Here is a 16,555-nt window from a genome sequence, read left to right as displayed (position 1 = left end):
TTAGGAGGTATCACGATGAGCTTTTTCACCGGACTTTTAGAACTTCTTAAGGATGTTTTCTCTGAGCCTGCCTTACTTATCGGTTTAATGGCTTTTGTAGGTCTCGTTTCGTTAAAACAGCCATTTCATAAGATCTTAACGGGTACACTCGGGCCGATCCTTGGGTATATCATGCTGAGCGCAGGTGCTTCCTTCATTGTTGACAACCTTGAACCTCTAGGGAAAATGATTGAAAAAGGATTCAATATACAAGGGGTTGTCCCTAATAATGAAGCGGTTGTAGCAACAGCTCAACAACTCCTCGGCGTTGAGACGATGTCTATTTTGCTAGTAGGTCTTATTTTGAATATCGTGATCGCTCGTGTTACGAAATATAAATATGTATTTTTAACTGGTCATCATAGCTTTTTTATGGCATGTCTATTATCGGCCGTTTTAGGTGCTTCAGGGCTTTCTGGAATATTGTTAATTGCAATCGGTGGATTTATTTTAGGTGCATGGAGTGCGATCTCTCCTGCCATCGGACAAAAATACACGTTAAAAGTAACGGATGGCGATGATGTAGCCATGGGTCACTTTGGGAGTATTGGCTACTATCTGTCTGCCTGGGTTGGCAAGTTTGTCGGCAAGCCTGAGGATAGCACGGAAAAAATCAAAATTCCTGAAAAATGGGCGTTCTTGCGAAACACGACGATCTCCACAGCACTTACGATGACAGTGATCTATTTAATTGCCGCAATTGCAGCGGGACCCGAATTTGTATCTACGCTATCAGACGGAAAATCTCCGTATCTATTTGCCGTAATGAGTGCCTTGCAATTCGCAATCGGTGTGGCAATTGTATACAACGGGGTTCGCATGATTTTGGCTGACTTAATTCCGGCATTTCAAGGGATTGCCACGAAAATCATTCCAAATGCCGTTCCAGCTGTGGATTGTGCTGTTTTCTTCCCATATGCCCAAACAGCCGTAATCATTGGTTTTATATGTAGCTTTGTTGGAGGCATTATCGGTATGCTTATTCTCGGGTTTGCTGGTGGAGTTCTCATTATTCCTGGTCTTGTTCCTCACTTTTTCTGTGGTGCAACTGCAGGGGTCTATGGGAATGCTACTGGAGGACGTAAAGGTGCCATAGTAGGTTCCTTTGTGAATGGCTTAGCGCTTGCGTTCTTGCCAGCCCTTCTGCTTCCTGTGCTGGGAGAACTAGGATTTTCTAATACAACATTTGGGGACCTCGACTTTGCTGTACTTGGGATCTTACTTGGTCAGGCAGGACAAGTGTTTACTACAACAGGTATTTATGCAATTGTCGCTCTACTCGTGCTAGTGCTTTTTATTCCAAACTTTATCAAAACCAAATCAGTCACACTAAATCACGTAGAAGAAGAGTAAACCACTTTAGGAGGAACTTTTCATGGGAAATGCATCCGCAAAATTGGAAAATTTAAAAGTAAAAGTATATGCAGACGGTGCGGTACTCACAGACATGCTGGAAGCTTATCAAACAGGCATCATTAAAGGATTCACCACCAATCCTTCGTTAATGAAAAAAGCAGGGATACCCAACTACGAGAACTTTGCCAAAGAAGTACTCACTCATATTACGGATTACCCAATCTCCTTTGAAGTTTTTTCTGATGACTTTGACGTCATGGAGCAAGAAGCAGAGAAAATCAACAGTTGGGGAGATAATGTCTACATTAAAATTCCGATTACCAACTCCCTAGGAGAATCGTCCATTCCATTAATAAAAAAGCTTTCCAGTAAAGGAATGAAGTTAAACATCACAGCTATCTTGACTTTGGATCAAGTACGAGAAACTGTTGATGCTTTCGCTCCTGGAACAAACAATGTCGTATCTGTGTTCGCTGGCCGAATTGCGGACTCAGGCGTTGATCCAATCCCGACCATGAAGGAAGCCGCACGAATCTGTGCTGAAAAGAAAGGAACGGAACTCCTATGGGCGAGCCCTCGTGAACTATTAAACATATTTCAAGCGGAAGAGTGCGGCTGTGCGATTATCACATGCTCTCCTGATATATTAAAGAAACTCCCAAACGTAGGAAAAGATCTGGAACAAATCTCACTACAAACGGTAAAAATGTTTAATAAAGATATTCAGGCTCTTGGGTATTCGATCATTTAATTATTGCCTGCATTGGATATACGATCTACCAAAACAAAGCTAGGATGGTTTATCTCCTAGCTTTGTTTTAATATGTTTTGGTAACTATGTTAAACATACTTTATTCATAAGGTTCGTGATCATATCTCCAGTTTCTCCCTGATACTTGGATGGGAACGACATATGTTCGAATACGCTTCATGATACGTTTTGTACTGTATTGTCTGTGTAGACTTTTTCTTTCTCTCGGATGGACGATAGTGTCTCTTCCAGTTCAACCAAGGAAAGGTTAGAGGTGTACACAGTAGGTAGCCGCTTGGTCATGTGGTTTTGTAGGATTACGCCAAAAACGTTGTCCCGAATCAACCATGTAAGGACTCATACCGATGTCATCTAATATCAAGACAGGCATGGTAAGCGATTCTATTTTCTGGCTGACAGATGAACTTACTCCGCTATTCCGGATGGATTCGCCGATTGCTTCTTGGTTGTATTCGGTTCAGGAAGAAGTAGATTGAGGATAGCAGCTACTACTAGCGCAACAATGGAGAAATAAAAAGACAAATCATAACTCCCAGTTTTATGGTGAATCAGACCTGGCAAATAAGCCCCTAAGGCAGAACCTATCTGATGACTGAGGAATAACCAACCGATGATGAATCCGATGGAATACTTTTGAAAATATTGGGTGGCCAGCATCTGGGTAGGTGCTACCGTTGCAAAATCAACCAAACCAAACAAAATTGAAAATACAAGTAATAGATATGGTTGATGACTGTATATCAAGATGACAAAAGCGAGTGCACGTGTAGCATATAACAGAAAGAGCATTTTTCTATTACTCCAACGATCGGCAATTATACCGGAGACTAGTATGCCCACAATATTAAACCCGGCTAATAAACTAATAGCGGCACTAGTTACACCTGTGGAAAATCCGTGTTGATGGGAATATGGGATAAGATGAGTATCCATTAAACCAGTAGTCGTAAATCCACAAATAAAAAACGGGAAAATCAGAAACCAAAACTTTCGGGTACGAAAAGCTCTCGAGTTTGCATAACTCCCATTTTTTTGATCTTCTTCGCTTTTTGCTTCTTCCTTACCATCGCCTCCAATTGGTTGTAAATTCTTTTCCGAAGGATGATTTCGTAGGAACCATAATACAATGGGAAACACAAACAGCATTAAAAATATGCCTAAAATAACCACTGTCACTTTCCAATCAAACCAGTGAATCAATAGGAGGGAGCCGGGAACAAGAAGCATTTGCCCAGCACCAAACCCTGCCTCGATCATACCAAAAGCAAGACCTCGTTTTTCATTGAACCAATTAGTTACGACAACGGTTGCAGCTACATTCGATGCTCCTCCCACGCCAATCGAAGCAACGACACCATAAAGGATAAACAATTGCCAAGGAGAAGTAACAAAATAAGTGAAGAGGATACTAATTCCAACGAGTAAAGTACTATACGATATAATAGTCCGTGTCCCGAAACGATCTACCAACCTGCCGATTACTGGTTGAGAAATACCATAGACAAGGAAGCTTAAAGTAGAAATAAGAGAGATAGTCCCCCTGTCCATTGAAAAGTCTTTCTCCCATGGTTCAATAAACGCTCCAAAGGAGAGACGAACTCCTTGTACAGCTAATAAAGCGAAAAAGGTTAGTAGTAAAACAATCCAAGCATAGTGTAGTTTTCTATTCATAGTTCCTCCTTATCAGAAAAATTGGCGTTATAATTCTAAATCCCATCGTTCTTCTACCAGATTTTGCCCCCACAGTAATCTCGCTTCTTTGACATGTGAGATTTCAAATCCAAATTTTTGATACAGTGGTCGAGCTGTTAACATATTGCTTGCTGTCCATAGAAAAACTCGTTCATATTCCTGCTCTCTACAATAATCAACGAGGGTTTGTAGTAGTTGAGTGCCAACCCCTTTTTGACGAAAAGATCCCTCTACCAAAAACCACCTTAGCTGTACTGTTTTTTCGTCATACTTCACTAGTCCTACACAACCTACAAACTTTCCTCCACTCTCGGCAATCCAAATCTTTTCAATATCCGAATCAAATGTCTCTTCAAGATACTCTGAAAATGTTTCATCCCATTCATGAGATTCTGCATAGAACACTCGTTGCCTTTCGATCATGGTCTGTACATCTTCGGATAAATAATAATCTCTGATAGACACCACTGGTTCTTTCGGATGGAGATGATGAGATAAGATATTCTCAATGGTTTTCATTGAATTTACGAGCTTTTCTCGTCCTTCTATCTCCAAATCATTCAAGATGTAGTCTACTTGTTGATTTGCTTTTTCTTCTAACTTTTTATAAATTGTATGACCAAAAGTAGTTAGAGAAATCAAATGATTACGGCCATCATCGTTACACTTTTGCTTCGAGATCATTCCTTCTTTTTCAAAACGTTTTAAAATTCTACTCATATATCCACGATCTAAGTTCAGATTTTCTTGTAACACCTTAGCGGTACAGTTATTTGTATGATAAAGCTCAAATATAACTCGTATTTCTGTTAATGAAAAAGGGCTGTCATAGATATGTTCGTGCAAAAAACCAAGGACTTTTGTATAAAAACGATTAAACTGTCTGAATTCTAAACCGTAAGATGATATGTCATTTGTCATATAGACGATTCTCCCCTCCTGAATAGTGGACTTTTTCAACTGATAATTTTTATTATAGGGAAAATAGTTGCTTGAATCAACTTTTAGAAAGGTAAAAATTTTAGAATCAAAGCATTCTGTGATCTAACTTTGGGTTAATGGTATTGGGAAAGGGAATATTGGTTGGGAAAGGAAAAGGATATCCAAACCAAACTCCCATGTTTATTTGTGGGAGTTTTCTTCAGATCCTTTAGATATATTTTCTTGGTTGTTTTCTTCCATTTCCACTTCATCCATACTCTTAGCCACCTCAAACACATCGAAGCTATCTGTTACAAAACGAATATCTGTCAGAAAGGTTTTCTTTTATTGTTTTGTTTATTTTTCTTAGCCATTTTTTCAATCATTTGAAAGGGGATAGTATAATGTAATTTCTCCTGTTTTTAGGAGATATGTTTGGCAGATTGATTCCTTGGGACAAATCAGTAAGATTAAGTATATTTGTCTATCCTATAAAAAACGCAGCTACCTTATTTAGAGGTAACTGCGTTCTTCAGACTAATTCGTTTTTTATAACTGGCTATATGATCACGTAAGTAACAAAATGAGAAAAAAGGGGATTATTATAATAAGTTCCCTCTGCTAGAAGTCTTAGATTCTAATCAAAGTAGATACCTATAGAGAATTGTGGCTAATCTTGTCTACAAACATTATGAATCCCCTATCTCTGGCTGAGATAGGGGACCAGGTACACTAGACCGAAGTATGACTACTTCAGGCGGCTAATCTTGCCTCGCAGAACACCCTTCACCCACTCCGGGTAGCCACCACGGAGGAGCTTCTTGGCGGTGTTCTTGTCGAGGCCCTCTACGTAGTCGTAGAGAGCGTCGATGTCGTGGTTGCGGACGATCCGATCCAGCTTGGAGTCCCTCATGCTGCTACCGAACATGATGTACCCTTCCTGTAGGGCTCTTTGCTCAACATCTTGTTGAGAGCCTTATAAAAAGTATACCAAATGGAAATTTAATATTCAATTATATCTGATAATTAATTTGACATCTGCTATAAAACCTTCGAGATAGAAATTTTCTCCTTAATAAGATTAACATGAAAAAAGACTTATCGAGAGCCTCGATAAGTCTTTAACAAAACTAAACTTACTTATAAATTTGGGCTCCTGTCTCTTTGAACTCTTCCGCTTTTTCTTTCATACCTTCTTGAGTGGCATCTTCTAAGCTCATCCCATTTTTTTCAGCATATTCACGAATATCATGGGTGATACGCATACTACAGAATTTAGGACCACACATGGAGCAGAAGTGTGCTGTTTTAGCTGGCTCAGCAGGTAGTGTTTCATCATGGAATTCACGTGCACGCTCAGGATCAAGTGAGAGGTTAAATTGATCGATCCAACGGAATTCAAAGCGTGCTTTTGACAGTGCATCATCCCGTTTTTGAGCACCTGGATGACCTTTGGCCAGATCAGCTGCATGAGCAGCAATTTTATAGGCGATTACGCCGTCTTTGACATCATTTTTATTAGGTAGTCCCAGATGTTCTTTTGGTGTCACGTAACATAGCATTGCTGTTCCAAACCAACCGATCATCGCAGCTCCAATTGCCGAAGTGATATGATCATAGCCTGGAGCGATGTCAGTCGTGAGTGGACCAAGGGTATAAAATGGGGCTTCCTGACAAATCTGTTGTTGAATATCCACGTTTTCTTTAATCTTGTGCATGGGCACATGACCAGGTCCTTCAATCATTACTTGTACATCATATTCCCAAGCGATTTTCGTGAGTTCGCCCAGTGTTTCTAGCTCTGCAAATTGTGCTTCATCATTGGCATCTGCGATAGAGCCTGGACGTAATCCATCTCCTAACGAGACGGAGATATCATAGGTTTTCAAAATCTCGCAAATCTCACGAAAATGAGTATATAAGAAGTTCTCTTGATGATGGGCGAGACACCATGCTGCTAGAATCGAACCACCACGAGAAACGATCCCGGTCACTCGTTTTGCTGTAAGCGGAATATAGCGAAGTAGGACACCTGAATGAATGGTGAAGTAATCTACTCCTTGCTCCGCTTGTTCGATTAAGGTGTCTCGATAAATTTCCCAAGTGAGATCTTCCGCTTTTCCATTTACTTTTTCCAACGCTTGATAAATGGGAACGGTGCCCACTGGAACAGGAGAATTGCGAATTACCCACTCACGGGTAGTATGAATGTTTTTGCCAGTGGACAAGTCCATAAGGGTATCTGCACCCCAGCGAGTTGCCCAGGTCATTTTTTCTACTTCTTCTTCGATCGAAGAGGAAACAGCGGAGTTTCCGATATTGGCATTAATTTTAACGTGAAAGTTTTTTCCGATAATCATCGGCTCTGATTCAGGATGGTTAATGTTGGCTGGAATAATAGCACGCCCTGCTGCTACTTCGTCCCGAACAAACTCAGCACTCATATTTTCACGAATCGCAATATATTCCATTTCTGGAGTAATGATTCCCTTTTTTGCATAGTGCATCTGGGTTACATTTTTTCCAGCTTTTGCCCGTAAAGGACGATAGTTGGTATGAGGAAATACTTCTTGTTGATTGATTTTATCCTCTGAGCGATATCCATTATCGATCGGTAATACCTTGCGTCCGTCATACTCTTCCACATCTTCACGCTCTAAGATCCAGGCATGACGAAGTTTAGCAAGTCCTTGACGAATATCTTTGTTGATATTGGGATCTGTATAAGGACCGCTCGTATCATAGACGTAGATAGGCTCGTTAGGAGTTTCGCCGCGCCAATCATGTGTAGATGAAAGCTTAATTTCACGCATTGGAACTTGAATATCAGGGCGCGATCCTTGTACATATACTTTTTTGCTAGCTGGAAAAGAGAAAGAGTTCATGGAACCAAGTCCTCCAATTTTTCTCGAATTCGCAACTCATATGCTCTACAAGGAACTACACCATGCTAAGGGATAGATATACGAACGGTATATGATCTGGAGAGGTCCAAAATGATAGGCGAGCTAAGTGAAAGACTCTCATAGAAAAGTAGAAAACGACCATAGAGAGTCGATCTATACAAGTCTAATTGAGAAGATTCATTTTGGGTAAAGATAATAAAAAAGCCGCACGCCAGTTGCGTACGACTTCCGATGTTGAAAGAATGGAAGAAAAGTTAGAAAAGACGATATACGTCAATCCCTACGCTGGCATTATCCAGATCAGGTTACCGGTCGGTGGCAGAGTTCTCCACCCTCTCAGCCTGGCTATCTCCAAGCTCCCGTTTTTTAGAATATGTAGTTGCGTTGCAGTATTTACGGTAGCATAGTTTATTCAGGGGGTCAATGGATTTTATAAAATATCATGAGTGATTATACTTGATCACATTGGATCAATATATCTAGTCCCATATCCCAATGATAATCAAAAGAGTGTTGAGAATAGTGAGGCCCCATAATAAGAGGATATGAGTCCGATATGGATTTTCGCGGTCTAATTTCGTAATTTCAATATTTTGTTGAGGTGAAATTTGTTCATCATGGGATTCTATATTTCCAGACTTTATTTGTGTTGTATGCTTTTTCAATAAATTTTCTAATTCATTTTGATATATTTCAACATGTGATACGCCCATACTGTCTAAATGAATGGTATTTCTTTTAGAGTTTCGATGAATTAAGTATTCATCACAATAGTGGTCTACAATATGATTTGTTTCTTCACGACTATAGCCCAATTTTTCCCCAATTAAATAGGGATCTACTTCCTTACTTGAAACGCCACCTACATATTGGTAAAGACATACGAGAAAAAGTTCTTTTCTTTGCTTTATTTCTTCGATCTTGGACATGGTCCACCTCTATCTATTGTTTTCTTAATATTATTAAAACATAAAAGTATAGTATAGAACATGTCTTTCGAACCTGCTTATTTGAAGGAGGTTTGTTGCTTGTAGACTGACTATTTTAAGATCTTTAATTAAATTTGAGCTTACCTATGTTTGTTTAACATCCATCCTAGTTGTACATAAATATAACAGTTTATCACAGTCTAATACTTAAGGATTTAAAAGGAGGGGTGTGCTATGAGACGTATATCTCATCCAGATAGAAGTCAAATAAAAAGAAGTCTTTTGACTGAAACAGAAGTAAAGCAAACGAAAGCGGACGGCAATCCCAATCTATCAGAAGATATAATACAGAATTCAGCTATAACAGATGATCTGATCTCTTCTAAAAAGAGTGATTGTATTGCTCCCAAATTAGATGTGTCCAGCATTGAAAAATTGATGAAATCACATGATTTTGTTCAATTTACGTGTGGTCCTGATCACAATATACAAGTTTCCTATATTCGTACCCTAATTGATCAGGATTTGCTACAACGAGACATTTTGCGTTATTTAGATACAGAGTACAAAAACCTAAATGAAATTGAAAATATCATTTCTGTTCAAGGAAAAATGATAACAGATCAGGTTCAAAAAGTAGAAAAGGCGATGTTAGAAGGAGGTTGTCTCATTCAGATAACATTCGATCCATCTTCTTACTTACTTGTACCGATTGGAAAAACAGAACACCGAACCATTGGTATACCAGAAGTAGAATACAGTGTGGTCGGACCAAAAGATTCTTTTGTTGAATCGAAAGATGTAAACATAAGTCTGATTCGCAGACGGTTACCACTCTCGGATTTTCAACTGAAAGAACTCATAGTAGGAAGGTTAACCAAAACAAAAGTAATTGTTATGCATATTGCTGGATTGGCTAATTCTCAGCTAGTAGATACTGTAGTAAACCGTATCCAACATATTGAGTATGATCATATTTTGGATAGTTCGTATATAGCTCAGCTGATTACAGACAACCCTAACTCTATTTTCCCTCAAGTAATTAACACAGAACGTCCTGATCGAGCCGTTGCAGCTCTAACGGAAGGGAAAGTAGTAATCGTGGTAGATGGTGCATCTCAAGTCTTGATTGCCCCCACAACGGGACTAGAATTCATCTCCGCATTTGAAGACTATTTTTTAAATTGGATAGTCGCGTCTTTCTTTCGTATTGTTCGGCTATTTGCTGTCATCTTCTCGATTATGGCTACTCCTAGCTATGTGGCGATTCTTACTTATCATTATCAGATGATCCCGATGGATCTTTTGGCGACCTTAGTTAGCTCTCGTGCAGATATCCCCTTTCCACCCATTGTGGAGGCACTTATCTTGGAATTTGCGATTGAACTATTACGAGAAGCAGGAGCAAAGCTCCCTACCAAAGTCGGTCAGACGATCGGTATCGTGGGTGGTATCGTGATTGGAACTGCTTCAGTGGAAGCAGGTTTGACCAGTAATGTTCTCTTAATCATCGTAGCAGTGGGAGCTTTGGCTTCTTTTACCACTCCAATTTATACCATGGGTAATACCATCCGGGTTTTGCGCTTTCCATTTCTTATCTTTGCTCAACTTTGGGGATTATTAGGTATCATGATCAGCTTAGGATTTCTCATTGCTCATTTGTTACGGCTTCGATCCATGGGTAATCCCTATTTAGAGCCGATAGCGCCATTCCGTTTTCGGGATTTTAAAGATGCCATTATCCGTTTACCATTTTCAATGCAAAACAGACGTCCGATTGAAACCTTACCGAAAGACAAAAATCGGTTTGAGTCTAACAAGAGTTAGGAGTTATTCCCATGTCTTACAGCGTGGTCAAAAAAGAAGATCAAGTGTCTCCTCATCATGTGTTTTTTGTTATTCATGGGATGCAAATCGGAGTGGGGATGCTTGGATTTGAACGCATCGTTGCTGAGCATGCCGAACAAGATGCATGGATTTCGGTCCTGCTTTCCGGTCTGGCACTTCATCTTATTTTATGGATGATGTATAAAATTTTGGAACGGGGTAAGGGAGATATTTTTCAGATTCATCATCAGATGTTCGGCAGGGTATTCGGTAATATCGTGAGTGGAATTCTGTTTTTTTACGTAGCTGCGCTATTTGTGAATACATTACGGTCGTATGAGGAAGTAATTGAAGTTTGGATGTTTCCGCAATTAAATACTTGGTTTTTTAGTGGGGTTCTTGTCATTCTAGCGTTCTATTTTGTTGCTGGTGGTTTTCAAGTAGTAACAGGAATTGCGATCTTTAGTCTGCTGGTAGGATTACCGTTGGTATTATTAGAATTTTATCCTCTGAAAGAGGCGCATTTTATTAATCTTTTACCAGTGTTGAATCATTCATGGACAGACATGTTGCTCTCCACGAGAAGTATGACTTTTACTAATTTAGGAGTGGAGTTTCTCTTGTTTTTCTATTTATATATTAAGGAGCCAAACAAGAGTAAAAAGTGGGCACATTATGGAGTGGCTTTTACCACTTCCATTTATCTCCTCTATCTTTTGGTTGCCATTACGTATTTTTCAGCAGAAAAATTAAAGATTACCGTTTGGGCAAGTTTAACATTATGGAAAACAGTAGATTTGCCTTTTATTGATCGGTTTGAATACATGGGAATTGCGATCTGGTTATTTGTCATCCTATCCAACCTGGCTTTAACTCTATGGTCGGCACAACGATATTTTCAAACCTTTTCCAAAGTGAGTCCTAGAAAAATAACATTGTTACTTTGCATCATCATGTGGATTACGAGTAATCTCTTTAAAGGACGCATTGAAATTAATTATTTTACTAATTTTTTAAACCAATTTGGGTTTTATTTTTTATTTATTTATATTCCATTCCTGTTTCTCCTTCAACGCTTGATTCAAAAAATGAGGAGCACGACAAATGCGAAAGTGGATTAGGGCATTTTGCATCATTTTACTTGTTTGTACTTCAGGATGTTTGCCTACATATACCATAGAGGACATTCAAATCATGCAGGCTGTTGGATATGACTATGTAGATGAGGAATCGATCAGCGGAACAGCTTCTGTTGGAGTATATACACCAAGTGAAGGTCAAGCGTCACTGGAAGGTGAGACGTTTCATGTTATTGGACGTAATACCAGAGAGATTCAGCGGAAAATGAATTTAGAGTCACCACGTCCTTTAGTAAATGGTAAGTTAAGTGTTGTGTTGATTAGTGACCAGTTAGCACAGCGAGGGTTCAGGGAGATTATCGATTCCTATGCTCGTGAACCTGATATTAGTAGAAAAATGTACTTAGCAATCGTAGAAGGAAATACTAAGGAAATGTTAGAGGGAGATTACAAACTAACTCAATCCGTTACGCAATATATTAAAAACCAACTGGATCAAAATTTAGAACGAAATTTCCCCACTACCAATATTCATGAGTTTTTAAATGCATACTTCGGAAAAGGAAAGGATCCATTTCTTCCTCTGTTGAGTACAAAAGGAAACAAAATTGAGATTAGTGGGTTTGCCGTTTTTAAAGATGATCAATTAATTGAAAAAATACATAGCAAAAGCTTCCTTCTGAAGACTTTGATAGAGGGATTCGAGACAGGTGCATACGATGCCTCAGTAGAAAATGATCTCATTTCGTTTGATAATATTGGGTCTGCTGTACATATTGGTTATAGCAAATCAAAGGGGACCCCTCAATTTCAGATTAAAGTAAAGATAAAAGGCCAGTATGAAGAGGCAAAGAACAAAAGTTTTGTAAAGACAACCGATATAAAGGGATTAGAGAAACAGGTTAAAAAGAGTCTAGAAGAAGAATTGACTTCCCTTGTCCGGCATTTCCAAGAAATAAAGGTAGATCCTTTAGGTTTGGGTAATATTGCAAGGTCACAAGACCGAAACTGGAACGAAAAAACATTTTATCAACAGTATCCTAAAATCCCGATTAAAGTTGATGTTGATTTTCAGTTGTTAGAAATCGGTATTATAGATGATGGCAAAGAGTACAAGTGAAGCTATCTTAGTTGGATTTATATCCGAACTTTGCATAGATAAATTTGTTTGTTAAATCTGTTTTACCCTCTTAAAAGGAACGTTTAATAATTATTTTTGCTTTATATTTCGTGTTTAATGAAAAAACTTGCCTCCAACACCTTTACAGCCCCCTTCTCTTTTCGATACACTTTGGGATGAAGTCAACAACCGGGAGGAACTACAAAATGGCAAAAATAATCGATGGAAAAGCAATCGCACAAGAAGTACGCAACGAGTTAAAGGGAAAAGTAGCAGACTTGACACACAAGGGGATTACTCCTGGATTAACCGTTATTTTGGTAGGGAACAACCCGGCTTCAGAAGTATATGTAAGGGGAAAAATACGGGCGTGTGAAGAAGTTGGCATTCGTTCTGAGCTAATATCATTACCAGCAGAAGTGAGCGAAGCTGATTTGCTTCTCAAAATAAAAGAACTAAACAAAGATGATCAAGTGCATGGTATTCTCGTGCAATTACCACTACCAAATCATATTTCAGAGTCAAACGTGATTGAAACAATCGCATATCAAAAGGACGTAGATGGATTCCATCCTGAGAGTGTAGGACGGATGGTAACCGGGCTTGAAACCTTCTTACCATGTACACCGCATGGTATTATGGAATTACTTAGTCGGACAGGCGTCGATCTCAATGGAAAACATGCAGTCGTCGTAGGACGGAGTAATATTGTAGGAAAACCAATGGCGCTCTTACTTCAACAACAAAATGCGACGGTCACGATGTGTCATTCTCGTACCGTTGATCTACCATCGTTCACTCGGCAAGCAGATGTGCTCGTTGCAGCAGTAGGGAAAGTGGGCTTGATCACCAAAGAACATGTGAAAGAAGGCGCAGTGGTGATCGATGTTGCGATGAATCGTGATGTGGAAGGGAAATTATGTGGGGATGTTTTGTTTGACGAGGTGAGCGAGGTAGCGAGTGCAATCACTCCGGTACCTGGTGGAGTAGGACCGATGACAATTGCGATGTTGCTCAAAAATACGGTTATATCTGCTGAACGTGTACTTCAACAAGTGTAACTCGTCTACTCAATGTTTCATCTAAATTTAATAAAACGAACATTGCAGATAAAATGGCAGGGAATGGGAGCAACTGGGACGAACATGTTGCAATCTACCCTGCTATTTTTGCAAGTTATTAGATAGACAACTATCATCTTCCTACATAACATTTTATTTTCTTTCCTTATATAATAGAAGAAAAGAAACCTACATATAGCGAGGAGAGGTAAGGTGACAGAGAAACGACAGGTGTGGTCAGTCAAACAACTGATCTTGCATGTGACAGACATACTAGACCAATCCCCCAAGCTCAAGAACGTTTGGGTAGAGGGAGAGGTTACGAATTTTACTCACTATGCTAGTGGACATATGTATTTTACGTTAAAGGACGAGAATAGCAAGATCCGATGTGTTATGTTCTCCCGCTACAATCGTCTACTACTATTTCATCCCAAAAACGGAGATCGAGTAACGATCCGTGGTGAGATGGAATTATATGAGAGAGATGGATTGTTGCAACTAAAGGCAGTGGAGATGCGAAAAAGTGGCATGGGGGATCTGTATTCTCGTTTTTTGCAATTAAAGGAGAAGCTAGAACAAGAAGGGATATTCTCCCGTGAAAAACGCCCATTACCTGAACATCCTCGTACCATTGGAGTGATCACTTCCAAGCACGGAGCGGCTGTCCGCGACATTATTACAACTGTTCGGCGCCGCTCTCCTCATGTTGGAATTCTTTTGTTTCCTGTAGCAGTACAGGGAATCTCCGCCTCCCGAGAAGTAGCCTATGCAATTGAGCAAATGAATGAACGAACTGATTTAGATTTACTAATTGTAGGGCGTGGTGGAGGTTCGTTGGAGGAGCTGTGGGCTTTTAATGAGGAGATGGTAGTACGTGCGATTGCCAAATCTCGCATCCCAATTATTTCTGCAGTAGGGCACGAGACGGATACTACATTGAGTGATTATGTGGCAGATGTTCGAGCTGCTACGCCTACAGCTGCAGCAGAATTAGCTGTTCCGGATGGCCTAGCATTAGAAGATCAGCTTGCACGTTTGGAGTCTCGTCTAAAACGAGCTGTGGAACAAAAATGGTCACGGGATTCAGAGCGTTTGCGGTCGTTGTGGGAGCGTCCAGTCTTTCAACAACCTAGTGCGAGAGTAGATCCATACCATCAACGGTTAGATTTTTTAGTTCATCGGTTAGAGCGGCACAAACATCATCGAGTTAACACCCTTGCAACAAAAGTAGATAATCTATTCATCCGATTAACGAGACAGCATCCGCACCTGCATATGGTAGTGCTCCATGATAAAATAGAGGAGCTAAGCCGCCGATTGGTTCGGGTAAGCCTCGAACAACAGAAGAAGCGAAAGGAACGCCTCGTTCGTTCCATAGCCCATCTTGATGCTCTCAGTCCACTCAAAGTGATGCAACGGGGATATTCACTTGTCTATCGATACTCGACAGAGCAGTTGATCAAGTCTATCTCAGAAGTTCAACCAGGAGATCTCTTGAAAATTAAGCTATCAGATGGTAGGCTTAAATGCCAAATTTGGGGAGTAGAGGAGAAGAGTGATGAAGGATCAACAAAGTGATATGAAGTTTGAACTGGCCCTCAAGCGTTTGGAAGAAGTGGTAGAACAATTAGAGAGTGGCGAAGTACCGTTGGAACAATCCATTCAGCTGTTCCAAGAAGGGACGAATCTAGCAGGTTTTTGCCGTGAGCGTCTAGCATGGGCGGAACAACAGATCGAAGTGTTAGTGAAAGAGAACAATGGATGGGCAAAAAAGCCTTTTGAAACAGAGGAGGACGAACGCTAGATGATTCAATCATACATAAAAGAGCAAGCACAGTTGATTCACAACACATTAGATAAAAAGACACAAGATTTGCCTGGCGTTCCTGACCACCTTCGCGAATCAATGAGATATTCGTTACTCGCAGGTGGTAAGCGAATTCGTCCTGTATTAACCCTAGCAACGGTTGAGGCATTGGGACAAGATCCAGAAAAAGCATTGGAGATCGCTTGTGCTATTGAAATGATACATACATATTCTCTAATTCATGATGATTTGCCAGCGATGGATGATGATGATTATCGCAGAGGCAAACCAACCAATCATAAAGTTTTCGGTGAAGCGACCGCCATCTTGGCAGGAGATGCACTCCTGACAGAAGCATTTGGCTGGATGGCTCAGGGTTCAGCAAAGGCGGGACTGTCGAGCCGAGTAATGGCTCAACTTTTCCGAGAAGCTTCTAACATGGCAGGGATTTATGGAATGGTAGGCGGTCAACTTTCCGATATGGAAGCGGAAAAACGACAAGTCGGACTTGCGGAACTGGAAAGTATTCATCAACGTAAAACAGGTGCACTTATTGCGTTTGCGGTTCGTGCAGGCGCATTGGTAGGTGGAGCAAACGAGAATTTATTAGAAGCTCTCACCGAGTATGCTTATCATTTGGGACTTGCTTTCCAGATTCAAGATGACATTTTAGATGTAGTGGGTGATCAAGAGAAATTAGGAAAACCTATTGGAAGTGATCAAGATAATGGAAAATCTACCTATCCAGCCTTGCTTGGCTTAGAAGGTGCCATAGAGAAACTGAAGATCACGAGTCAGCAAGCAGTGGATGCCATTGGGACTCGATCTGATTTGAATCCAACTAAATTAGTAGAAATCGTAGATTATTTATTGCATCGTGATCAATAAATTCAATTTAGTGAGGGTCTTACCGTTCGCTTGAACGGATAAAAAGGTTTCTATAGGAATTTGCACCTATTGTGCTATAATGAAATAAATTTTGCGAATAAGGCAATGAAATCAATTTTTGAACGGAATTGTAGAACGAACAGATCCCTGTGATA

14 protein-coding genes and 1 riboswitch are annotated in these 16,555 nt (G+C 40.0%); of the genes, 9 read left to right on the top strand and 5 right to left on the bottom strand.

Annotated features, from left to right (window positions below; genetic code table 11):
- Positions 1-15: 15 nt before the first annotated feature.
- A complete protein-coding gene (locus tag VJ09_RS04275) occupies positions 16-1,392 on the top strand; it encodes a PTS ascorbate transporter subunit IIC (RefSeq protein WP_044640392.1) in 1,377 nt (458 codons plus the stop codon).
- Positions 1,393-1,435: 43 nt separating this feature from the next.
- The gene (locus VJ09_RS04270) at positions 1,436-2,146 is read left to right on the top strand and encodes a transaldolase (protein ID WP_222704951.1); all 711 of its coding nucleotides are present in this window, start codon (positions 1,436-1,438) and stop codon (positions 2,144-2,146) included.
- Positions 2,147-2,572: 426 nt separating this feature from the next.
- On the opposite strand, the gene VJ09_RS04265 is transcribed toward VJ09_RS04270, so the two are convergent.
- The 5 genes from VJ09_RS04265 to VJ09_RS04240 form a co-directional block, all read right to left on the bottom strand.
- The gene (locus tag VJ09_RS04265; protein WP_044640390.1) at positions 2,573-3,838 is read right to left on the bottom strand and encodes an MFS transporter; all 1,266 of its coding nucleotides are present in this window, start codon (positions 3,836-3,838) and stop codon (positions 2,573-2,575) included.
- Between the two features lie 27 nt (positions 3,839-3,865).
- Positions 3,866-4,780, bottom strand: a complete 915-nt coding sequence (locus tag VJ09_RS04260; protein WP_044640389.1) for a bifunctional helix-turn-helix transcriptional regulator/GNAT family N-acetyltransferase — start codon at positions 4,778-4,780, stop codon at positions 3,866-3,868.
- 748 nt (positions 4,781-5,528) lie between these two features.
- A complete protein-coding gene (locus tag VJ09_RS04255) occupies positions 5,529-5,708 on the bottom strand; it encodes a hypothetical protein (protein WP_044640388.1) in 180 nt (59 codons plus the stop codon).
- A gap of 208 nt (positions 5,709-5,916) precedes the next feature.
- Positions 5,917-7,665, bottom strand: a complete 1,749-nt coding sequence (gene thiC, locus VJ09_RS04250) for a phosphomethylpyrimidine synthase ThiC (RefSeq protein WP_044640387.1) — start codon at positions 7,663-7,665, stop codon at positions 5,917-5,919.
- Positions 7,666-7,946: 281 nt separating this feature from the next.
- Positions 7,947-8,059, bottom strand: a riboswitch (TPP riboswitch).
- 106 nt (positions 8,060-8,165) lie between these two features.
- Positions 8,166-8,615: a hypothetical protein gene (locus VJ09_RS04240; protein ID WP_044640385.1), complete on the bottom strand. Its 450-nt coding sequence runs from the start codon at positions 8,613-8,615 to the stop codon at positions 8,166-8,168.
- A gap of 234 nt (positions 8,616-8,849) precedes the next feature.
- Between VJ09_RS04240 and VJ09_RS04235 the strand changes: the two genes are divergently transcribed.
- The 7 genes from VJ09_RS04235 to VJ09_RS04205 all read left to right on the top strand — a co-directional run bounded on the left by VJ09_RS04235 (position 8,850) and on the right by VJ09_RS04205 (position 16,400).
- On the top strand, positions 8,850-10,442 hold the full coding sequence (locus VJ09_RS04235) for a spore germination protein (RefSeq protein ID WP_230199087.1): 1,593 nt from the start codon (positions 8,850-8,852) through the stop codon (positions 10,440-10,442).
- Between the two features lie 11 nt (positions 10,443-10,453).
- A complete protein-coding gene (locus VJ09_RS04230; protein WP_044640384.1) occupies positions 10,454-11,563 on the top strand; it encodes a GerAB/ArcD/ProY family transporter in 1,110 nt (369 codons plus the stop codon).
- Entirely contained in the window at positions 11,547-12,641 is a 1,095-nt protein-coding gene (locus tag VJ09_RS04225; protein ID WP_044640383.1) for a Ger(x)C family spore germination protein, read from the top strand. Before VJ09_RS04230 ends, VJ09_RS04225 begins: the two co-directional genes overlap by 17 nt.
- Positions 12,642-12,847: 206 nt before the next feature.
- The gene (folD, locus tag VJ09_RS04220) at positions 12,848-13,702 is read left to right on the top strand and encodes a bifunctional methylenetetrahydrofolate dehydrogenase/methenyltetrahydrofolate cyclohydrolase FolD (RefSeq protein ID WP_044640382.1); all 855 of its coding nucleotides are present in this window, start codon (positions 12,848-12,850) and stop codon (positions 13,700-13,702) included.
- A gap of 213 nt (positions 13,703-13,915) precedes the next feature.
- Positions 13,916-15,283 carry an exodeoxyribonuclease VII large subunit gene (gene xseA, locus VJ09_RS04215; RefSeq protein WP_044640381.1) on the top strand — a complete coding sequence of 456 codons (1,368 nt, stop codon included), beginning with the start codon at positions 13,916-13,918 and terminating at the stop codon, positions 15,281-15,283.
- On the top strand, positions 15,264-15,509 hold the full coding sequence (gene xseB, locus VJ09_RS04210) for an exodeoxyribonuclease VII small subunit (protein WP_044640380.1): 246 nt from the start codon (positions 15,264-15,266) through the stop codon (positions 15,507-15,509). The genes xseA and xseB overlap by 20 nt, the downstream gene beginning before the upstream one ends.
- A complete protein-coding gene (locus tag VJ09_RS04205) occupies positions 15,510-16,400 on the top strand; it encodes a polyprenyl synthetase family protein (RefSeq protein ID WP_044640379.1) in 891 nt (296 codons plus the stop codon).
- Positions 16,401-16,555 lie beyond the last annotated feature (155 nt).

Origin of the sequence: Risungbinella massiliensis (assembly GCF_000942395.1) — a bacterium.
Lineage (GTDB): Bacteria > Bacillota > Bacilli > Thermoactinomycetales > Thermoactinomycetaceae > Risungbinella > Risungbinella massiliensis.
This window is presented reverse-complemented; position numbering and strand designations above follow the sequence as displayed.